The 22,196-nt window shown below is 49.8% G+C and carries 9 protein-coding genes and 1 tRNA gene; 3 read left to right on the top strand and 7 right to left on the bottom strand.

Annotated elements, in window-relative coordinates; genetic code table 11:
• Nucleotides 1-3: 3 nt before the first annotated feature.
• Both QET93_RS12040 and QET93_RS12035 read right to left on the bottom strand, forming a co-directional pair.
• The gene (locus QET93_RS12040; RefSeq protein WP_280127326.1) at nucleotides 4-1,668 is read right to left on the bottom strand and encodes a hypothetical protein; all 1,665 of its coding nucleotides are present in this window, start codon (nucleotides 1,666-1,668) and stop codon (nucleotides 4-6) included.
• A gap of 35 nt (nucleotides 1,669-1,703) precedes the next feature.
• The gene (locus QET93_RS12035; protein ID WP_280127325.1) at nucleotides 1,704-2,729 is read right to left on the bottom strand and encodes a MoxR family ATPase; all 1,026 of its coding nucleotides are present in this window, start codon (nucleotides 2,727-2,729) and stop codon (nucleotides 1,704-1,706) included.
• 150 nt (nucleotides 2,730-2,879) lie between these two features.
• Between QET93_RS12035 and QET93_RS12030 the strand changes: the two genes are divergently transcribed.
• Nucleotides 2,880-2,954, top strand: a tRNA-Gln gene (locus QET93_RS12030).
• Between the two features lie 1,291 nt (nucleotides 2,955-4,245).
• Here the strand turns inward: QET93_RS12030 and QET93_RS12025 are convergent.
• The 3 genes from QET93_RS12025 to QET93_RS12015 form a co-directional block, all read right to left on the bottom strand.
• A complete protein-coding gene (locus QET93_RS12025; protein ID WP_322190003.1) occupies nucleotides 4,246-5,124 on the bottom strand; it encodes a sugar phosphate isomerase/epimerase in 879 nt (292 codons plus the stop codon).
• A gap of 115 nt (nucleotides 5,125-5,239) precedes the next feature.
• Entirely contained in the window at nucleotides 5,240-6,100 is an 861-nt protein-coding gene (locus QET93_RS12020; RefSeq protein ID WP_280127323.1) for a DUF1080 domain-containing protein, read from the bottom strand.
• Between the two features lie 49 nt (nucleotides 6,101-6,149).
• Nucleotides 6,150-7,637 (bottom strand): Gfo/Idh/MocA family oxidoreductase, encoded by a 1,488-nt coding sequence (locus QET93_RS12015; RefSeq protein WP_280132187.1) that lies wholly within the window; start codon nucleotides 7,635-7,637, stop codon nucleotides 6,150-6,152.
• Between the two features lie 200 nt (nucleotides 7,638-7,837).
• Here QET93_RS12015 and QET93_RS12010 point away from each other — a divergent pair, with 200 nt between their 5' ends.
• A complete protein-coding gene (locus tag QET93_RS12010) occupies nucleotides 7,838-8,134 on the top strand; it encodes a KH domain-containing protein (protein ID WP_280132186.1) in 297 nt (98 codons plus the stop codon).
• Between the two features lie 377 nt (nucleotides 8,135-8,511).
• On the opposite strand, the gene QET93_RS12005 is transcribed toward QET93_RS12010, so the two are convergent.
• Both QET93_RS12005 and QET93_RS12000 read right to left on the bottom strand, forming a co-directional pair.
• Entirely contained in the window at nucleotides 8,512-11,280 is a 2,769-nt protein-coding gene (locus QET93_RS12005; RefSeq protein ID WP_280132185.1) for an autotransporter outer membrane beta-barrel domain-containing protein, read from the bottom strand.
• A gap of 682 nt (nucleotides 11,281-11,962) precedes the next feature.
• Nucleotides 11,963-13,423, bottom strand: a complete 1,461-nt coding sequence (locus tag QET93_RS12000) for a Gfo/Idh/MocA family oxidoreductase (protein WP_280127319.1) — start codon at nucleotides 13,421-13,423, stop codon at nucleotides 11,963-11,965.
• Between the two features lie 293 nt (nucleotides 13,424-13,716).
• Here QET93_RS12000 and QET93_RS11995 point away from each other — a divergent pair, with 293 nt between their 5' ends.
• Nucleotides 13,717-22,065 (top strand): autotransporter domain-containing protein, encoded by an 8,349-nt coding sequence (locus QET93_RS11995; protein ID WP_280132184.1) that lies wholly within the window; start codon nucleotides 13,717-13,719, stop codon nucleotides 22,063-22,065.
• The last annotated feature ends 131 nt before the right edge of the window (nucleotides 22,066-22,196 follow it).

Below are 22,196 nucleotides of genomic sequence, written 5' to 3'. Positions count from 1 at the left end.
TTGTCAGCGGGTTGTGGAAGGTTGGATGGAGACGGGTCCGGTAACCTGGATTGTATCCTGGTTCCAATGGATATCCGGGTGCGAAGGGATGGGACCGAGTTTATCATTCTTCTCGGCATCGGCTAAGAAGGTGTTTTCCTGCATGTCCTTGTACTGCTGGTTCGGCTTTTCCACGGGTTGGGCCGAAACCTTGGTTCCGGTAGGAAGATTGGGTATCTTCCAGAATTGACCGTGTTCATCCCTGAAAATCACGTTGCTGAGGCTGGTTGGGAATGTACTTAGCAGAACGGGAGCTCCGTCTCTGCTCTCAGGCAGAAGAGTCACTCTGGCGCGTGTTTGAGTGAAAGTGCCGAGGCTTTGCTTGAGCATGGACCGGTCCGGGAACCAATTGCCGGATGCCGTGCTTCTGTTGCGTACATAATTCCCCTCATGTTCCATGCCCATGGAAGTCTCGGTGATATTGGTGATACGAGATGATTTCATGTCGACTTTTTCATCCAGGGGAAAAGACTGTCCGATGATGACCCCGGTCCGGCAGATTTGGTTCTGGCAGATGAAAGCGGAATGCGAATCGGGGAAGAGGAGAATCCGGGTTTTCCGGATGCCTTGCCCGCCTATTCCCTCGGAGAACAGGATAGCGACTGCCAGGATGGACGAAAAGACGAGTGCCAGAGAAGGGATGATGACGAACAGCCTTTGCCGTTTGCCCACGGGTGCCCAGTATTTCAAGCTGACCGGCCCGGCAAGGAGAGCGAAAACAAAAAGAAGGAAGCCAAGAAACATGGAGGGTTCTCCGAGCTTGTAAGCCAGAGCTTCCTGGTTGGTGATCGTTGGCTGGCAATTGGGCATTTTTTGCAGATTTTTACGGGTGTCTTTAATGAGTGTGTCGAGGAAGTCCTTCCGTTCCTTCAAGGAAAGTTCTTCAATGTCGGGAAGATGGAGGATCCTGCCGAATTGATGGTTTTGGATGGGCTTTTTCAGGTTCTTGTCATTGGTGACCAGCCAGAGAACGCCACCTGTGGCAACCCAGTCCAGGATGGCTTGCCGATGGGGGGTATCAATACGGTTGGTAAAAGTTTCCTCCGGGACGATAAGGATTTCCTTACTGGTGTAGACCCGCGGGTCGGCAGGCCAGTCCATGATCGAGAAGGAGGCGTTCCAATTGCCATTGTCCTTGATCGCGTCTTCGAAGGACGTTGCCTGCTTGGCCGGGAGGGATTTTTCTCCGATGTAGGAGTATTCTTCCCGGGTACGCCAGCCTGGGTTGTCCGTCAGAGAGATGGAGGAGGCTGCTTTACGTTCGATGGCAGTGCCCTCCCAGCTTGTCCTGATATCGCGGTAATCTTCTCCCAGGTTCTGGTTGAGGTAGATGATTTCCCGGAGAGTGCCTCCGGGAGGGACGGAAAATCGGTACGGCAGTTGTGTTTTGCTAAAGATAGATACCTCCCAATTCCCTTGATAGGGGGTGGAATTGGAGATTTCGATGAGCACCGGCATGAACCCATTGCCGTTCCATTCGTCGAAGGCGGGTGTCATCTGGATGGTGATCCCGCTGTTTTTAGCCGTCGGGATGGGGATGGTTTTAGCGTCGGAAACCAGGGCAAGGGCCAGGGTACACAATGTGCACAGCAGGAAGGCGCCTCGGCGGAGTAATGCCGGAGTATTCATGAAGGGGGGGAGAGAAGGATGATCGGAGAAAGGGATTATTTGACTTTGGCCGCGCTCAGGGAATCGGGAAGCGATTTTTCCTGGGCGGGGATTTCCTCAAGAATCCTGTCGACAATATCGGAGGGAGTAGTTCCTTCCAGACGAACCATGTGGTTGAGCAGGATGCGATGTTCCAGGACAGGATGGAGTACATACTGGACATCCTCAAACGAGCAGAAGGATCTTCCCTGACTTAGAGCCCGGGCCTTGCCCGCTGATGCGAGGGCGAGGGCGGCGCGGGGACTCGAGCCGTATTTGACGCCTTGGGAAGCTTTCGATTCTCCGGGATGGGTTGCATTGACAAGACGGCCGATGTAGTTGGCAACGACTTCCGGAATGCCGATGCGTGAAACAAGGTCCATGAGCTGGAGGAGGGTTTCGGCATCCAGAACGGATTTTACAGTCGGTTCGACTCCGATTTCTCGATTCAGGACGATTTTGGCAAGGACATCGGCCGGGTTGCGGTCCACGCGGATCTTGAACAGGAAACGGTCGAGCTGCGCTTCCGGTAACGGGTAAGTGCCTTCCAGTTCAATCGGGTTTTGCGTGGCGAGGACGAAAAAGGGGTTGGGAAGGGAATGGGTTTCTCCCATGACGGTGACGCGGCGTTCCTGCATAGCCTCCAGAAGGGAGGACTGCGTCTTGGGGGAGGCTCGGTTGATTTCATCCGCCAGAAGAATATTGGTAAAGACTGGTCCGGGTTGGAAGACGAAATCCCTTTTGCCATCCTGTTCTTGCAGGATGGGATTGCCGGTGATATCGCCCGGCAGAAGGTCCGGGGTGAATTGCACGCGCCGGGCCGTGATGCCGAGGGCTTTGGAGAGGCCTTTGACCAATTCCGTTTTTCCCAGCCCCGGCAGGCCTTCCAAAAGGATGTGGCCACGGGCGAGAACGCCGATGATTGTCAGATTGATGAGCTCTTCCTTTCCGTACAAAACCTGATTCAGTTCTGCGGCAAGTGCCTGGAGTCGGGTGACGGCCAGGGAGAGTTCATCTTGGGTGGGAAAGGATGGTTCAGTCATAGAAACTCAAATAAGTTATTCTATAGAAATATTCCGGAAAATCTACAAGTCAAATCAAGTCGGCAAAGGGAAATATTTTTTCCTCCCCGCATCAATTTTCTCTTTACTTGCCCGGAACCCGGTGATAGAAGAACCCCCGTTACAGCAAAAAGGCCTGTGGTGTAATTGGCAACACGACGGATTCTGGCTCCGTTGTTTCAGGTTCGAGTCCTGGCAGGCCTACCAAAAACTTTCAAAGGAGCCTCCCGGCTGGGACGGCTCCTTTTGCGTTAGGGGTTGATGGTGTTGTGGTTGGAGGTGGATTGCTGGGGGGGAGGGCGAGATGGACTCATCCATCGATTCTGACGTAGAGCCTGGCTTTGCAGAATTATTTACTGTTACGCTTCTTGGAGAGGTACTTCTCTATAAGCTATCTGAAGAGGTGGAACAGCCTTGATATTTAGCGAGTAGCAGCAAGGTAAATCTGACTTCAACTTTATTGATGAAGTCGGCTTTCCCTGAATAATGGGTAGTAGATAGATAGGGGGGAACTCAAGCATGGAGGGCATACGACGCGGCGTGGAGGACTGTGTTTATCAAGGCAAGACGATTCAAATGTCCGGTTTTTAGAAGCGTCTTCAGATAAAAGATTGGAGATCTCAGAGGGAAAAACGCAACAGTGAAACCCAGCATCAACATATTGCCCAACAATTCAATAAAGGAATTTCCAACTTCTGGCAGACAGATTCCACGTCATCCGCCTGGACGTTGAGAAATTCATGGAGTTCTTCCAGAAAAGAAAGGATGAGATCAAATGGACACGTCAATCAAGTGACATGCATTCTTCGTAAGCATGGAAAGAATGTCACAGAACGCCAGGCGAAGGAACTGAAGAGGTGTCTTGAAGCGTATGAAGTGATTGAATCAGCCTACATGTTCAAGAAGAGTTCTGTAAGCTTTTAAACAAGACGGATCAGGCTCAGGAATCCTGCAAGAGAAACATCCGTCATCTTAAGGGACTGATAGCCATCTTGTGGTACGAGGTATCCGAGAAGTTTGTGAAATTGGCTGATAACTTAAGTGATTGGTTCCTGCCGATCATACGCATGTGGGGGATATACAAAAATAATGGAATAACGAAAAGTTACCAATGGAAAATGAAACTGATTCAGAGAAGAACCTATGGATAACGAAACTTTGGAACTATCGTCTCCGAGGTCTTGTTGAATGCTCTTGTTATAGCTTTAAAAATAACGATTTTCTCCCATTTTGATATTGATTCAAAATACTTAAATGAACTCAAAAAATGAAATATTAAATATGATCTTTCGGGTGATAATGCTTATTTGTTGATATATAAATATATTTACTATTTGTTGTGTTAAGTAGTTTCTGTAAGGCTACAAGATAAGAAAAATCATATGCAAATAAGATTGACTATATATATCTAAAGATGCTTTCGCGATCAGATATTTTAATTGTTTGATTTTTGTGCGAAAAGTCTTGAAATCGAGTTATTTAAACAATCAAAAACAGGTTATTTTTTGGATGAAGAAATGCCGTAATGTTCTTTGACCAGGGGACATTCTTGCAAATATTTTAAACTTTGTTTGATTCCATGAAAAGAGTTCTGGCTAAAGTGTTCCTGTTCGACGATCAGGTACTTTGTCCCGGCTGTATCGGTGTTACGGAAAATGGCATCAAATCCCACCATTCCACTTTGTCCTATTTCTCGTTTGTCCTTGATGTGCAACAGTTCAAAACGCCCTTTGTACTTGTGAAAATAATCAACGGGGCTTTGTTGAGCAATGACCATCCAATAGACATCCATTTGGAAAAAAACGTATTTTGGGTCAGTATGTTCAATCATGTAATCATACATCAATTGTCCTTCAACTTTAGAAAATTCGTGGGAATGATTGTGGTATCCGAACGAAAGTCCCCTTTCCCTGCATTTTTTTCCTATTTCATTGAAGTAGTTACAGTAAGTTTGCAAATCTTTCAATGTATTGGGAACGGATAGCCATGGGACGATGATGTAGGTAATACCTGCTGTTTTGTGGTCGTCAATACAGGCGTTCCACCATTTCAACGATTCTCTGAAATCTCCAGACTGTAATTCATTTCTGCTCAATTCTTTTCCTACATGTGAAGATAAAGGACGAAGTCCTACTTCTTTAAGATTTTTTTTGAAGTCCTCCGGAGTCAGGCCGTAGAATTTTCCATCTCTATAATTAGCAGCTTCCACCATTGTGTACCCCGTTTCCCTGACTTGTTGAATAGTATGTTTGTAATCCTTTTGCAGGTCATGCCTGACGCTGTAAAGTTGCAGAGCAATATTTTTTTGAGGAAGGGCATTGACTTCTGCGAAGACTTGTTGTCGGTCGAAACAAAGCGCTGAGAACAGGATACACATAATTCCTGAAAGAAATGCTTTTTTTGAGTTCATTTTTTGACGAAAGTGCATAAATGGCCTGTGTTCGTAGTCAAAACGGAACACAGGCCATGGTTGTTAGAGTGAATGCCGAATCTTAGTCGAGGACTTTGATCTTGATGTTTCTGTACCAGACATCGTCTCCATGGTCTTGGAGGCCGATGTAGCCTTCTTTGGTCTCTCCCCCGCAATTGTTTAACAATTCAAAAGCCAACGGCCATTTCGACTTGCTGAACTTGCTGGCCTGCAACATGTCTGTCCATTGTTGAGTCCAAAGGTGATATTCTAGGACATTTTCGTCGTTCTGGGAGTGGACAACTGTTCCTTTGTATACAAGGATTTTGGCCTTGTTCCATTCTCCGGAAGGCTTGGCATTCTGAGGATTGGCGGGAATCATGTCGTAAAGCGACATCGACTTTCTGTTGCCTTTCTTGCCTAGTCTTGCATCCGGGTGATTATCATTATCCAAAACCTGTGCTTCTGGGGAAGAAATGTAAATGGGTTCCATTCTCCATGTGTTGGTTTTGGTGTCCTTGGATTGAATTTCTCTTGCCAGATAGAAAATTCCAGAATTGCCTCCCTTGGAAACTTTCCATTCCAATTCAAGTTCGAAATTCTTGAATTTATGGGCAAAAATAAGGTCTCCGCCTTCTTTGGTTTGGGCTTCTCCTCCTCCCGTACCGTTGAATTTGATGGCTCCGTTGTCAATGGTCCACTTGCTGGGAACGGCATCTTTTCCGTATCCTCTCCAACCTTTGAGTGTCTTCCCGTCAAAGATGTGGATGTATCCGTCCTCATCTTTGGCAAATTGACTTAAATCGACGGAAGGCTTTTCCAATTCCTTATATTCAATAGTTTGATTGTCTTCTGTGTTGACCGTTTTGACAGAGGCTTCTTTAGCGTTTAACAGTGAGCCTAATGTCAGACAACTGCTCAATACTGGGATGATGTATTTCATTTCAATAATAGATGATATTGTTGTGTTTCAATGTTTTTTAATCATGCACTTAGTGTGGCATTTCCGGAAGTTTCCATCCGTCACGATAGGTGTGCTTGATCAATTCGTTGGCAAATGCGATGGCATTGACAGGATCCGTCCATTTTTTCGAAAAAGTCGGGTGACCATCTTTGATCTGGAAACCGTCTTCGATAACCGTCCTGATTTTTGCATCGGTAGGGATGTTGGTGAATTTCATGTTTTCGCCGTCCCAGTGTAATTCCTGATTGAGGGCCTGGAGACGTATAGCGAGAACACCCATGACGACCATTTCGTTGAGAGGCCCGGCTTCCGAGAAGGGTGAAGCCGTTTCCGTCCGGTTTGAAGCACTTTCCTTACAAGCTCGAACCCAGTCCATTTCATGAGAAGTGGTGACTTCTCTCAGACCCTTAGGAACATGGGGAACTCTGCCCGATAATAACCACGGATCTTTGCCGTAACATCCGCAAATCAATGTATCTTTCGTTCCGTGAAAGATGACACATCCACCACCATCGTTGAGATCTTTGCCCGAGGGAAATCCTTCGGGCAGGGACGGCCTAAGTCCACCGTCATACCAGACAACTTCGACTTCCGGCATGCTGACTTTGGATAAATTGTCACGAGACGGGAAAATGAACCGGACAGTTTGTGCCTGAGGCGCACAGTCCGTTAGTAACAACGTGGAACTTCCTTGAACTTTGGTGGGGTAACCCAGATGAAGAGCTTTGAAGACAGGGTGTAGAATGTGACAGGCCATGTCTCCCAAAGCACCTGTCCCGAAATCCCACCATCCGCGCCAGTTCCACGGAGTGTATACCGGAGCATAATCTCTGTACGGTGCCGGACCGAGGAATAAATCCCAGTTTAAAGTGTCCGGTACAGGGGAACCTCCTGCGGGACGATTTAATCCCTGAGGCCAAATGGGTCTGTCGGTAAAGGCTTCCACTTTGCGAATTTCACCGATTTCTCCGTTCCAAATCCATTCACATATTTTACGGACACCCGGACCGGAAGCTCCTTGGTTACCCATTTGAGTAGCTACTTTGTATTTTGCGGCTAGTTTGGTGAGTAATCTGGATTCATAAACACTGTGAGTCAATGGCTTTTCACAATAGACGTGTTTACCCATGGTGATGGCTTCTGCAGCCATGATAGCATGGGTGTGGTCTGGTGTTGCGATGACTACCGCATCTGCCTCGTTACCGAGTTCTTCATACATTTTCCGGTAATCGCAGTATTGTTTTGCTTTAGGATAACGCTTGAAGACATGGTTACTGTATTTTTTGTCAACATCACACAGACCAATGATGTTCTGGCTTTCCAATCCGCGGATAACTGCTGATCCACGACCACCGATACCTATCGCAATGATGTTTAGTTTCTCATTGGGTGATTTGGAAACATTTTCCGCTTCTGCCCCGAAACTTGTACCCAATATGGTCGGGATAACCGAGAGTCCCACGGCCGCCTTGCTCCCCGTACTGAGGAAGTGTCGTCTTGATATGTTCGTTTTCATGATTTTACGCTGAAAATTGGTTGCGTACTTATTTGGTACGTTTCGGGGAGGAAAATTCTTACAAGAGAATATTGGGGGTCTATTAGGAACCGTTTTGGTTGGTGAAGCGGCGATAGGTTTGGAACCGGTAAAAAGGAAGTTGCCAAAGGGTGGGATATTTCTATAATGAAACTGTTGTTGAACCCTTTGTTTGTATTGCTATGAGTCCCGCTGTTGCCCAAATCCGTCAGTATCTTCAATTGGTTGCCATGCAGTTTGTCAAGAATCCGCAAATGGCGGAATTACGCGTGGCCGAGGTACCGGACAGTAATATTGTCCGTTTCCGCTTGATTTTGGAGAAGTCGGACGTTGCCCGCTTGATTGGCAGGAACGGCATGACTGCTTCGGCGATCCGTTCATTGGCCAAAGCTGCCGGAGAGAAAAACGGACTCAAGGTGATTGTGCACATGCTTTCCCATGAGGAAGCCGCGGCGGAAGCTGCCGGCCAGCAGGGGTAAAACGGGTCAACGTTAAAATGAGTGGGAACTGTTATTTTGAGAATATAGCCTGAGTATGCAACGAGTATTAAGAGACGATAGTTAAGTTCATCTCTACTCATTTTGACAAAGAGTTATATCTTATGCTCTGTTAAAAAACCACGCCCGGACAATACCGGGTGTGGTTTGAGAATTCAGTCTTAATGAGGGGAGAAGATTACTTCTTGGACTGAATCACTACCGGAGGAGGAACTGAGGCCGGGGCATTTTGATCCTCGCAGCAGCAGGATGATAGAATGCCGGCCGCGAAAACGGAAAGAACAAGAATGATTGTTGTTTTCATAAACGTGATTGTAAAGAATGAGTGATATTATCTATTCGAATCGCTGCCTGTCTTCTCAAAAGCCAAGGCTGACTCCGGCGTTGATCTGGTGGTATACGCCCGATCCCCTGACTTCCAGAAGATATCCGGCAAATACACGCCACTTGTCGTTTAGATCAAGCATGGTGTTGAAATCCGCACGGAAAGCATGGCGGGACGGGTCCGCACTGCCGACCTTCCACGGTCGGAAGCCTTCCATCGTCGCGAGTGAATCCGGATTGGAGCGGGAGACATCGAAGGCGTAGGATAGCTTCAGAGTATTCATCCAAGGCTTTTCCCAAAGCGAACCGAGTCTGTCTATCTGTATCCCGACAGGTACGGTCAACTTCTGCAAACGGGATTTTTCGTAGATGGCATCGGGAGTATTGTTTCCTCTCGTCCGGAAGGCGTCGCGTTTGCCTTCCGCATATTCCAGTCCGGCAAAGGGAGCCCATGTCCATGTTTCATCTATTTTCAAACGGTAGGAGGCCTCCATCTGCAACAGCCAGCCGTTGTTGTCCCATTTACCCGTACTGGACGAACCGTCCGAGTGGTAGGCGCTCAGGTGGTTTTCCGACTGGCCGAATGTCAGGGCTCCTTTGAGAAGCCAGGCTCGATCCTCGGTGGCTTTCAATATGTTACCCCAATAGACGGTTCCCATGATCGTGTCCTGGTCGATTTGCGAGGCATAGTCCCGGCTTTGCATTGTTCCCCAGATTTGCCCTATGGCGACACCCAGGAATCCGGCGTTGCCGCACAAGCGTCCATCCATGCCGGCGGCATATCCGCCGCCCGCGTAATCAAATCCGTCAATTCCTCCACGGGATTTCTGATTGGCAAAGTCTCCGATACCCTGAACCCACAAGTTGCGGCAGGGACCGGCGACCATGCGGTAGGGATTCATCTGCTCCAAGGCTCCGTTCCCCATGGCGTTCAGGTTCGTATCAAGCCCCCAGAGAGAATTTTCGACAAGTTCTCCTTTACGTTCGGAGGTGATTTCAGGCAACCCCGGACATATGGAAGATTCTGGAGATGTGGGGACTTCGGGGCATTCGGGATAATGCGGCAAATCGCAAGGCGGACATGTTCCTTCATCATCACCTTCCCAGTGAATGACGAGATCCCCATCGACAACGCGCAATGCCCAGCCTTCTCCATAGTGGTCGACCTGCAGTTCAAAATGCCGGAGGTCATCATCCGTAAGGTTCTCGTTCACGTAGTCCAGCAGCGTATAGTCGTACTTTTTATTGTAATCGCCCAGGCAGTCGACTGCGAACGTAATGGTTTCCGGATTGCCGGCACTCCAGCCGGAAGTTCCAATGATCAGGGATTGGAGAGGATGTTCGCGCATGGTGGCGAATTGGACGCTTCCCCGGGTGAGGAGCAGGTTCTCAATGGAGAAGGTTCCGGTCAATAGACGGGAGAGATCCAGTTTCCCCCCCTGGAGGGAAAAGTTGTTACGGTGACGCAGGTGGGTCCGGTCTCGTATGGGATCGAATCGATCGCGGTCGCTGTAGAATACGTCGCCGTCTTCGACGCTCATGGTCCCGTTGTATAATGTGATATTGACGGATTGGACAATCGCGGTTTTCGCGAAATAAATAGCTCCGGCATATTTTTCTCCATTTTCTCCATCCTTGTTGATCCAGACAACGTTGTCGCGGGAGGATACGGATTCGTAGTATGTGCCATCTTCTGATTTCCTAATGTTGAGGCCGCGAATGCCCCCACCAAAGTAGATGGTACGTCCTTCCTTGGCTTCCAGGTAATTGTGGTTCAAATATCCATGTAGATTAGACGGTATTTCTTCAAAGTTGAAGATGGAGTTCAGATAAATATCGTTGGGACCTTCGATATAATCCGCTCCATTGTGTTCATCGCCAAAATGACTGTGCATCGTATTATTGGAGAAAAACACATCCTTCTGATCAGCTCGTATGGTCAGGATGTGTCGGTTGATGATGGCTCCCCCTAGATCGGAACGGTTGCTGTAGAAGTCCGAGTCAATGATTTGGACTGTTCCGGCCATATTGGCTATGGCCCCTCCTCCCACCGAAGTCTCGTTTGAATTGGGATATTCCATATCCTCTACGGCGTCATTGCCCCAGAACAGGCTGTTTTTGATGTAAAGTGTTCCAACATCAGATGTGCTTCCGTTGGCAATGGCGCCCCCAAATCCTCCGTGATTGCGGTTGTTGATAAACTGGACATTGTCCAGATGGGCGAGAGCACCCTGTACCAAGAGGTTGCCTCCGGAGGATGCTCCATTGTACAGGCCGGCTCCAAAGCCTCTTCCTCCTTTAAAAATCATGGTATTGTTTTTAATGACGCTGTCGGTGAGGGTGAGTTCCGGCATGGAAGAGCTAAAAGAGTCGGAATTATAAATTGCCAGCCCGTATCCTGTTCCGACACTGTCGGAAATAGTGACGCGATCCAAGGTTGCTTTCCCGTGGTTGGTGACAATTCCCTTGCCAATGGTATCGTAATACTTCCCTTGGAGAGTTCCATTCATGAGTGTTAACGTAGAAGACTCTTTGATTTGGATACCCCATTGGAGTTTGTCGGAAACCGAGCTTCCTGTTTTTCCGAAAGTAATCTGATGGCCCTCAAGATCGATTAGAAGATCTCCGTTGTTGAGTGAAACTGAAGATGTTGTCTTGAGGTTGGTCGCCAGGATATAACTGTTGGACCCGCTATTATTGTTGACGGCATTAGCCCAGGATTCAAGAGAATCAATGACCTCTTGCGCATCGGAGATGTATGCAAAAGGAGCACAGGCAAGGAGAGGTAGATATTTAATGTTCATTGGGACATATTTGTTGTTTATGGGTAATGGAGAATTAGCGGATTTCAAAACCGCTAAAATTTCTATAATTAGCTTATTGTTAGTGATATTACAATGCGCGGACTCTATGGATGTACCGCTTTAGGATTCGTGACTGGAGCCGAATCGCAACTGATAATAAAAAAGATATTAACGAGAAAAAAAATACTTGTGCACGGTTTTGAAATCCGTAGCAAATAGATAGCAATTTCTATTTTTGACTATTTGATGAATCTTGTCGTAATAGTGCTAACATACTGATGAACAGACTCTAGAGATAGTGTGTTTCTCTCTGTTTTTGTCGATCGAGAGAACGATAATCGTTCAGAGACGTACGGTTCCGTCTTTTTCTCGTTGCCTGAATTCAGGAGCCATATGGCTCAACGTCAAAATGGATGGGAACTGTAATTTGGAGGATGCAACTCGAACATTCAACGAGTGCGTGGTACAATATTGGCAGAGTTCCGGTATCCATAGGCTCTGCGCCAAATCAACTTCATTTTGACGGAGGGTCGGATTTTTTACAAACGGAAGATCAATATAAGTTTCCCTTCCGGAGTACTCTCGTTTCTGGAAGAGAATATGAAAAAGGGTTGCCCCGCATGAGACGGGACAACCCTTGGATGAATTTCTTTCAGGAGAAGGGAAACCTTCCCGGGTGAGATTATTGAACGATGCCGAGGGGGGCGGTCGTCTTCCAGTCGCCGCGGGTGAAATCCGGGAAGACCTGCGGCATGCCGCCTTGGGCAACGGAGGTTTCGGAAAGCGGGGTTACGGCAGACCAGAAGGCGCCTTCGTAGACGTTTTGATCCATGGGTTCACCCTTGCGGAGGCATTCGATCATGCGGTAGAGCATGATGAAATCCATGCCGCCGTGTCCGCCCATTTTTTTGGCGAGGTCGCCGAGGCGCTTCCAGAGGGGGTGATCGTATTTTTCGTAAATCGGAGCAAGGGCTTCGTTGCCTTCGATCCATGCATGGTAGTTGCCGTTCCCCAGTTTTTCACCGGCTACGCGGGTCGGGAATCCGGCAAGCGTACCCAGGACGCCCTGGATGAGGTTCATGCGGGAGTAGGGGCGCGGACTGGTTTCATCCCATTCCACGAGGATAGTGCGTCCCATCGTGGTCTTGATGATGGATGTGTTCATGTCGCCGCCCTTGAAGTCGAGCTTGTTCCACTTGTGGTCGGCGGGGAAGTTCTTCTTGGCGAACAGGGCGCGTCCGATGGAGGGGCTTGAGAAGGAGACGAGGCGGCCGAAGTTATCATCCGTACGCGCGAGGTTCATGTACTGGGCAACGGGACCGAGACCGTGTGTCGGGTACAGGTTGCCATTGTGTTCGGCGTAGTGGTAGGTTCTCCATGAACCGGTGCCGGCATTGCCTTTACCGGGGGTGTCCTGATACATTTGTCCGCGGAGTTCATGGATGTAGGCGGCTTCGCCGTGCAGAAGGTCGCCGATGACGCCTTGGCGAACCATGTTGAGGAACATGAGCTCTTCACGCCCATAGTTGACGTTTTCCATCTGCATGCAGTGAACCTGGCAGGCTTCGCAGGTGTTGACGATGTCCCAGAGTTCGTCCATCTTGATGGCGATGGGGACTTCCGTGAATGCGTGGATGTGGTTCTTCATCGCGTCGCAGGTGATGCGGGCGTGCCATTCCCAGCTGGGGCAGATGATGACGGCATCCGGCTTGACTTCCTTGAACATGCGGAGGTAGTCCTGGTCGCCTTTGCAGAAGATGGGGGGGCGTTTGCCGGTCTTCTTTTCAACGGTGGCTGCGTTGTGTTCGCAACGGGCTTCGTAAAGGTCGCAAATGCCGACGACTTCGGCTCCTTCGATCGAGCACATTTGGCTGACGTGCATTGAACCGCGTTCGCCAACGCCGACGAAGGCTACCTTGACGACGTCAAGCTTGGGAGCGCGGAAGCCTCCCATATATTTGGAACCGGCGGGACGGGGTGTCCAATCGGTGGAGGGCCCGATCATGTCGGGATTGGGGACAACGATTTGGCCGGCGGCGGATTCCTGGGCTCTTGCAGGAGTGATGAGGCCTCCTGCGGCAATGGCTCCTGATGCCAGACCGAGAGTCTGGAGGAATCGACGGCGAGATGAAGATGTATCCATAGTTGGCTATTAGAATATGTGTGAGCGGGTCTCATAACATAAAACGATCGGGAATGGAAGGATCTTTCGTGAAATTGGGCAAAATGACTTATTCTTTTCAAAAAAATGGAAGGGAACTCTCTCCTGGATCTCTTGATTGTCTACCGGCTTTTTCCATTCATTGTGACCGCTTGATTCAGAAAAAAAGCGATTGTGCGGATTTTTGTTGTCTCCATTCGGGGAATTGCTAAGATACTGGGCACTGAATTCATTTTCCCCCTCTTTCACAACCTACTGATCAGATCTCTTCCAATATGAAACTCAGACTACCTCTCATGCTGGCAGCTGCCGTTATGGCCTGCTTCTCTCAAATGGAGTCCTTTGCCGCCAATAAATTTCTGGATGGCGTTACTACGACCATTAATGCCTCGAACTTTGACGCCATGAAGGCGGATCTGGGAGAGTTATGCGCAGGAAAAAATGTATCTGCCAATATGACGGAGGGCATTACCACCAATCTGACGCTGGACTTTGCCGGCAAGACGTGGGACAAGGAAATCAAGGGAGGTAACTATCTTTCCGGTAATTATACGTCCAAGGTCACATCGGCAAATTTGACTTTCAAAGCGGGTACGTTTTCTGCTGCCGTCTTCGGAACCGGGAACTATACGAATAGCGGTGGTTCCTACGAAGTGGGAAGTACGAATATTACTGTTGAGGGCGGGACTTTCTCTTCCCGTATTTCTCTCGGCGGCTGGAGTACAGCATCGACAGGCAAGCCGATAGAAATCGGAACCGCTAACTTGATTGTGACGGGGGGGACGTTTACCGGGAACAACCAGGGTCTATATGGTCTTGGTCGTTCGGCAGGTTCTTCCAAGGAACATGTTCAGAACGTTAATTTTACGATTGGTGCGGCACCGGTATTTTCCGCTACGGGATTCATCATTTCCGGAGGCGGATATGAACCCGCAAATGCCGGTACGGCCGACCATAAAAAGCTGACGCTTGACGGAACGAACAATGTGGACCAGTTTAAGACAGTTCTTTTCAAGGAGTGGGACGAAATCAGCGTGATCAATGGCGGTAACGCCTCGATATACTCTTTTGACAACAGTGGTAACAGCAACGGTACTACTGTCATCAAATCCGGTGCCGGCACCCTGACCCTCGTGAATGCCATGACGTCTTTGACGAACGGTTTCACCTTGCAGGAAGGGACTCTGGTTGCCAATGTGGCCGGTGCACTCGGTACGAACGGCAAGTTGACTGTCTCCGGACGCGGTACTATCCAAGGGGTATCGGATGCTTTCAAGAATATTACATTGCAAACCGGGGCCTATTTGACTGTCGGGATTGATGCAAATCTTCTCGCTCCGACTTCTTTGACGACGACGGGAACGGCGTCCATCCAGGGTAACGTTGCGTTTGCCGCCGATTCCAATATCAGGCTGGCCGATCTTTTGACTATCACCGGATCGGTGGCATTTGACGGTCCGGCGACTGTGAACCTCGTTGATTTCAAAGGTGGTAGTCTGGTTGCCGACCGAGAATACGAATTGATACGTGCCGGATCGTTGCCTGGTTTCAATCCCAGCAATCTGGGGCTGATCAATTACAACCTGAGCGGGTATGTTCCTACTGTGTGGAGTACGACAGGGAGCATTTCCTTCAAATTGACTTTGTTGAAGACTTCCCTTCAGTGGGGAGGGACTGGTTCTATTTGGAGTACTTCTTCCGGTGCCGATTGGACGATTCCCGGTGGTGGGGCTGCCATTTATGTGGATGGTTCCGGTGTAACGTTCGGCGATTTGGCCCCGGGAGGCATTTCCGATGTGAGAATTACGTCGAATGTGGCGCCTGCTCAAGTAATTGTCGATGCTGAAACGACGAATTACACGTTTAGCGGCAACGGAGCCATTATCGGATCGACAAGTCTTGAAAAGAGCGGCTCCGGAACATTGACGATCAATACTGCCAATAAATATACGGGAGGAACGGTGATTTCCGGCGGTACAGTGATCAGCAACAATCTTTCCGGACTGGGCTCGGGCAGTATCTCCGTCTCCGGGACGGGTGCTGTGAAGATCGGTGGAGACGGAACGTTGGCCAACAACATCACTCTTAAAGACGCCGGATCGAAGCTGTATCTCATCGGAGGTGGCGATATCCAGCTTTCCAGTACAGTGACGGGGGATGGTTCCATGACGGTCGCCATGGATTCCCAGGACAAGGTTGTCACGGTAGACGGATCCAAAAACTATGCGGGAGGGACAACGATTGAGAAAGGTACCCTTTCCATTTCGGCATTGGATGCTCTCGGGACGGGTGATATTACCATCAATGGCGGCAAGCTTCTCGTCAATGCCAACGGAACCTTCGAGTATACGATCCTCGGTGGAGAGAACGATGGAGGTGTCCTTGAATTCGGCAAGGGCGTTGCCAGTGCGACTACAAATTACAATAAAGGACTGACGGGAAACCTCGCTCTTATTTACAGTGGTACAAGCGATTTGAATATTAAGACGGCAGCATTGATCACAGGTAATAATTATACCTATACTGGCGGTACATGGATCAATTCCGGGCGCCTGGTGTGGGGATCTGGTTCTCAAGCTACGACTGGTGCTCCTACTTACAGGCTTGGTACGGGAGCGATTTCTATCGCGAACAGTGCTACTTTGTATATTCACTTTGGCGGAACGAAAGGTTCGTATACGGATCGTGTTCTGGTTCCCAATGCTATCAATCTGGCTAATGGATCAACGCTTCATGTCCAGGATGGCATGGTTGATTTTACAGATACACTCCATGTTGATGGCTCTGCAAAAATGACTATGAACTGGTCCAAACAGCAGGTGTGGCTGCGGAAGCTTTCTGGGGATTCCCTGGCAAACTTGAGTCTCTATGGATCAACCTCAGAAGCTGGCAACCCGGATTTCTATATAGCAGATAGTGGTACGAGCGGTTATGCCGGTACGATTACCGTGAATGGTCCTACGGGAGGAACGGCTGCTGATACTCATCGTACGGAACTTGTGTTGCAAACGGACCAAGCTCTTAATTCTGCAACGATCAATCTGCAAGGTTCCGCCAATGGACCGGCTTTGTTGGTTTTGGCTACGGAGAATGCAACGATCGGTGGGCTTGACAGCAATACGACAGCAAAAATTCTTCGTAATGGGACGCAGGCGACTACGACTCTGCTTGCCTTTAATGCTCCGTCTCTTGCGGAGAAATCAGCTACATTGACGATCAATGCCAAATACGGCAGTAAATTCAACGGTACGATCGGAAGCAAGATATCCCTTGTCAAGGATGGTTCCGGAGTGTTGACTATTAATAGTTCCAGCGCGGAGTTCGACGGAAATCTGACCCTTAAGAACGGTTCCGTGTTTTTGGGCATGTCCGATTCTCTCGGTGCCATGGGGACATTGAACCTGACGGTTGCTGGAGGTAACCAAATGCAGTCTACTTTCGGTATGTCAACAACCGGCAGTAGTTACACGGTGAAAACGTTGAATTTGCAGTCTGGTCATTTAAATATTTCCGGAATCGGTACGGCTGGTTCTCTGGAAGTTGCTGCAGACGGGCTGACTTTTGCGGGCGGAACCGGTATTGTTATGGACATCGGTTCAATTCAGGATCAGCTGAATTTGAATCAGAGCGTCGATTTTGGCGGTCAACGTTTTGTGCTCGGCCTTTCCTGTTTCAACACTCAAACAGGAACGAACTATACGGTCATGAGAACGACTGGCTCGTTTTCTAATATCAACGATATCGAGCTCGATTTTCAAAGCCGAGGAGCTAGCGGTACTTTGGTATTGTCTGGAGAGAATAATACAATCCAGGTACATATGCTGACAACGGGTTCGTCGTCGGAATTGACCTGGGTTGGTACGTCCGGGAATAACCAGTGGATCACGAAAGGGGGAGTAGATAACAATACACCATGGACCGGAGGGGCTAAGGGCGATAACCAATTTTACCAGAATGACAGTGTGATTTTTGGCTCCACTGGCGAAAGAAACGTTGAAATTGTTGGCAATGTCGTTCCGAACGCCATCCGAGTGACTGGCGACGGTTATGTTTTTGGTGGTACAGGATCGATCATTGGCAAGGGAACCCTTTACAAGGAAGGTTCCGGTGATTTGACGATCAAGACGGACAACTCCTACACTGGCGGTACGGTTATCAGCGGCGGTCGCATTATTCTAGATGCCCGTGACGCTCTTGGTTCCGGGCCTATTACGTTTGACGGCGGCTCTCTCGTTTACGGAGACGGGGTTGGTACGGACTTGTCCGACAGACTGTATCAGGGGACAGGGTTCGTGAATGTCGATATTAACGGTAATAACGTTACCTGGGCGAATTCGTACGAATCCAGTTTTAACAAGACGTACAATATTTCGGATTCTGCAGGGAAGGACAGCAAGGGATCTCTGACGATTTCTAATATCAGCAGCGTGGCCAACATTATTTCCAACGGCGAAGGAACTAATGTCGTCTTGCAAACTTCCGGAGAACTTGATTCCATTGGAGGTAACGGCGATTTTACGACGAATTTGACAGGTAAGCTGACCATCGGTTCAATCCAGGGGGATGCGAAGACGGGTATTCCTGCATTTACGGGGAATTTGACAGTCGGTCCCGTTGTAGGCGGCGGTACGACATTCTGTTTGACTCTGGACTCTGCAAACACGGCTACGACCCGTTTCGGTCTGAACATTCAGGCAACCAACACCGGAAACGGCTTGGATCTTTCCAATGCCATGAATGGGAAGACTCTTTACTTGAACAAACTCGAAGGTACCGGCGTTATTTCTTTCAGGGAAAATAATGATTCGAAAGTACAGACGACGGTCGACCTGTTGCTGACGGAAGATACGACATGGTCCGGGCGCGTCTATATCGGTGAAGCCAACGATAACACCCACATCATTAATCTGACTCTGACCAGTGGAGTGCCAGCCGGTGAAAAGGTGCCCGTCTTTACGATTGCCGGGGATAACGTTTCCTACTGGAACAACGGAGAATTAGCGTCCGGAGCCGGAAAATTGACAATTTCCGACGGGGGCTACATCAAGTTCATTGACGGTGGCGTCTGGGGAGGCAACATCAGTATTTCCGATTCCTCAACGGTCGAGTTCGCGTGGGATGAGAATCGTACATATGTCGGTACTCTTTCCGGTAGAGGTACAGTGTTGTATACCGGAGCCGGAACGTTGACGATTAACAATTCGTCGGTGTTTACCGGAACGTGGAATCTCGAATCCGGAACAATCGTCGCCGGCATTGACAATGTGTTCTCCGGAGGAGCCACTGTGGTGATTAACGGAGGCAATCTGAGTTTGAACGACAAGACCGCCAATTGCGTGGTCAATTGGGATCATGGCGATTTCACCGGCTACAAGAATTTCAAAGGTAGTTTGACGATTGACCAGCTTCCCGATGCTAATGGAAACTATGTTCATAACGCGGTCATGTATAAGTTGCCCGGGTTCGACGGGTCGAAGCTGACGTCGGTTAACGTAGGGGTTAACTCCGCTATCGATGAAGTTTCCGTCATTTCCGGTATTGAAGGCAATGTGACCTTGAATTACAACGGCAAGGGTACGACGCGTTTCGGCGTATCGTCCAAGATGGTAGGCAATACTGTCGCTCCTCCCGCTTCGAATGCGGCATTGCATGTTTCCTCCGGTTCTACCGTGACGATCAACGGCAACCTGACGCTTGACCTGACGATGGAAGCTGAAAACGTTCTACTCAATGCCTACCTGGCCAGCCCGCGCAACGATTACTATATTCGTCTTGTCTCCGGCGGCCTGGTGTACTCCGGCGATACGATCTTTAATGCGAACTTCGGCTTGTTCAACGACATTTACCGTGGAACCAAGACGATGTCCGATGGGTCTCTGCAGCTGATTTTTGCAGAAGAGACGACCCGCCTTGTGCTTCATGAAGGCAATCAGTACCGTTACGATATTACTTCCTATGGCCAGATCGATGCCTTTACGGGTGTGACGTTGATGGGAGATTCCGTTCTTTCCATCAATATTACGCAAGCTCCGCCCAATGCGGATGGCTTGATTATCCGCGATCTTGAAGCGGGTAGCGCAAATGCCCTGGTGAAGACGGGCGATTCCGATGCGAATGCCAATAGCTTGATTTCTTTCGAGAAAAAGGCTGATCAGAAGTCCGTATTTGCGGGTTCCATCCTTGGCAAGGCTCAACTTGCCAAAATCGGCGACGGGTTGTTCCATGTCGGTGGGGACGTCTCCGGTTCCGCGCTGACCGTGAAGGAAGGATCCATGTTGATAGGCGGTTCCCTGAATGTTTCCGGTACGACCGGCTTGCAGGAGGGTACGGAATTGACTGTTCAGACCCGCATGGATTCCAATATCACAACCATCAATAACGATGCCAAGCTGAATCTCAACGGCTCTGAAAACAATGTAGGCAACCTGACGATGGCAGGTAAGGCTTCCATGAATCTCGGTCTTGCCGCCAATGCGAATGTCGGCATGCTGACGATGACTGAGGAGTCTGTTATTACGGTGAACCAGGGTAATCTGGCCGTGAACGGATCCGTTGATCTGCTCGGTTCCATCCAAGGCACGGGTACGTTGACGGTTAACGATGGCGTGCTTACCAATCCTGAAAATATCGAAGCCGGGCAGTTCCTGGTGAATCTCAAGAACGGCACTTCCTCCATGATTGTGAAGACGGCTACGATGCCGGACTTCCGGGGGTTGAGCGGCCTCGGTTCTGTCGAACTTCAAGGTTCCACCTTGTTGATCAGCGGTGACGGCGGCGATTACTCGGGCAATATCGTGGGTTCCGGCGTGATTCGCAAGACGGGTGTCGGAACGCAGAAGATTACCGGGAACGGTAATGAAATGGTTGCCATTGAAATGGGCGATGCCAAGGACAAGACGAATACGCTTATCCTGAGCAATGCGTATTCGACGATGAATTATCGTGCCCTCTCTGTTGGCGATGCAGCGAACAATGTAGCCAATACGTTGATTGTCGAAGGTTCTCTCCAGACTCCCGAAACAACGGTTTCCAAGAATGGCGTGCTTTCCATCGGCAATGAAAAATACGAAAACAACCCCTATCCGAGCTTGATCAAGGGCCAGCTGACCACGGACAAGTTGACGATGGAACGTGGCGGTACGGTTTCTCTGGCGATGGACAAGGCTCAGATCGATACTCTGGCTCAGACCTCGTCGACGATCCTGAACGTGAAGGAAATGCATCTTCCGGCCAACGGTTTGACGGAACTCAACCTGAACACGCTGGGCAGCCAGTTCGACTGGAAGGGATCGGAATATACGATTAATCTGATGACGGCCGAAAGCGGATTGACCGAAGGTTCTCTCTCCCAGATTGACGTGACGATGTCCGGTCTGCTGGGGAACAAGAATTTGGAATACTTCATTTCCGGCGTGACGCTCAAGGATGGCAAGACCGTTCAGGTGAAGGTTGTTTCCAGCGGCAGGAACGGGATTCTCCGCTATGCCAATTCGAACAACTCCACCCAGGCCGCACAGGCTCTGTGGGCGGCTCGTTACGCCTTGAACGGCGGCACGACGCTTAGCAACATCATCGACGCCGTGATCGCCGCCGAAACGAAGTACGGCATGACAGCCGACCAGGCTACCGCGACACTGTCCGCCGTTGCCGGGAGTTCCGTGACGGCTCTGGTGGGATCTCAGCACGATGACCTCCTGCAGCAGGTCAAGTGGGTTCGCAACCGCGTTGCTCAAATGGGGCTTAATCCGGACGTGAACTATGATTCCGCTCCCTACGTCAATGCCTGGGTTCAGGCCAACGGCGGTTACGGGAAGCTCTCCTCCAGCGGAGACAAGGCCGGTTACACGATGGACACCTGGGGTGCAACTCTCGGTTGCGATGTTGACATCAACTCCCACCTCACGGTTGGCGGCGCGTTGACGGCAAATCGTTCCAATCTGTCCACTTCCGGCTATGACAATGGATCCGGAGACAATGATGGTACGTATTTCAACCTCTTCCTTCGCGGGCAGAAGAAGGCCTGGGGCCATACCCTGATCTTCACTACCGGCTGGAATGATGCGACGATGAACCGCACGATGAACGTGCCGGGACTGGATCCGATCCATACGCAGGGTTCTACCTCCGGCAGCAGCTTCGGCCTCTTCTATGAAGCCACGTACGACATCAAGATGAACGAAGAAAAGGGTACGATCCTTCAGCCTCTGGCCAGCCTTGGCCTGTATTCGACCAAGATGGACGGCTACACCGAAACGGGTGCCGGCGATGCGTCCCTGAAGGTTGACGGCCAGGATGCAACCTACGGACGTGCCGCTCTCGGCGCCCGTCTGATGGGGCTTATCGGCGACAACATCTTCGGCCGCGATGCCCTGGGTGAAGTCCGTGTCCAGGTTGTTCAGGACTTTGGCGACGAAACCAATAAGGCTACGGTATCCGCCCTTGGCATGCCGGCTGTTCCGATGAATATCGAAGGTTCCAAGGTGGGCCGCACCGGTCTTCAATTTGGCGCGGGCCTGGCGATTCCGGTTGGTCAGCAGAGTTCCGTTTACGGTGACGTTGACTGCGATATCCGCAGCCGCCAGAGCGGGTTCTCGGGTAACATCGGTTTCCGCTACACGTTCTAATCCGGGTAGATTGCCGTGAGAACATTTCCGGGCCGGTTCGCTCTTTTGCGGACCGGCCCGATTTTTATGGGCAATACCGGCCGTCCCGGTGCGAAGAAGCCGGATTATAAATTGTCGGGATGAAATACATT

The organism is Akkermansia sp. N21116, from assembly GCF_029854705.2.
Classification (GTDB): Bacteria; Verrucomicrobiota; Verrucomicrobiia; order Verrucomicrobiales; family Akkermansiaceae; genus Akkermansia.
Note: the sequence above shows the minus strand (reverse complement) of the source record. Positions and strands in the feature narration are given on the sequence as shown.

What these genes read in the sequence shown, in the direction of transcription:
- QET93_RS12040 (WP_280127326.1), bottom strand. Translation starts at nt 1,668, where the DNA reads ATGAATACTCCGGCATTACTCCGCCGAGGCGCCTTCCTGCTGTGCACA.
- QET93_RS12035 (WP_280127325.1), bottom strand. Translation starts at nt 2,729, where the DNA reads ATGACTGAACCATCCTTTCCCACCCAAGATGAACTCTCCCTGGCCGTC.
- QET93_RS12025 (WP_322190003.1), bottom strand. Translation starts at nt 5,124, where the DNA reads ATGTGTATCCTGTTCTCAGCGCTTTGTTTCGACCGACAACAAGTCTTC.
- QET93_RS12020 (WP_280127323.1), bottom strand. Translation starts at nt 6,100, where the DNA reads ATGAAATACATCATCCCAGTATTGAGCAGTTGTCTGACATTAGGCTCA.
- QET93_RS12015 (WP_280132187.1), bottom strand. Translation starts at nt 7,637, where the DNA reads ATGAAAACGAACATATCAAGACGACACTTCCTCAGTACGGGGAGCAAG.
- QET93_RS12010 (WP_280132186.1), top strand. Translation starts at nt 7,838, where the DNA reads ATGAGTCCCGCTGTTGCCCAAATCCGTCAGTATCTTCAATTGGTTGCC.
- QET93_RS12005 (WP_280132185.1), bottom strand. Translation starts at nt 11,280, where the DNA reads ATGAACATTAAATATCTACCTCTCCTTGCCTGTGCTCCTTTTGCATAC.
- QET93_RS12000 (WP_280127319.1), bottom strand. Translation starts at nt 13,423, where the DNA reads ATGGATACATCTTCATCTCGCCGTCGATTCCTCCAGACTCTCGGTCTG.
- QET93_RS11995 (WP_280132184.1), top strand. Translation starts at nt 13,717, where the DNA reads ATGAAACTCAGACTACCTCTCATGCTGGCAGCTGCCGTTATGGCCTGC.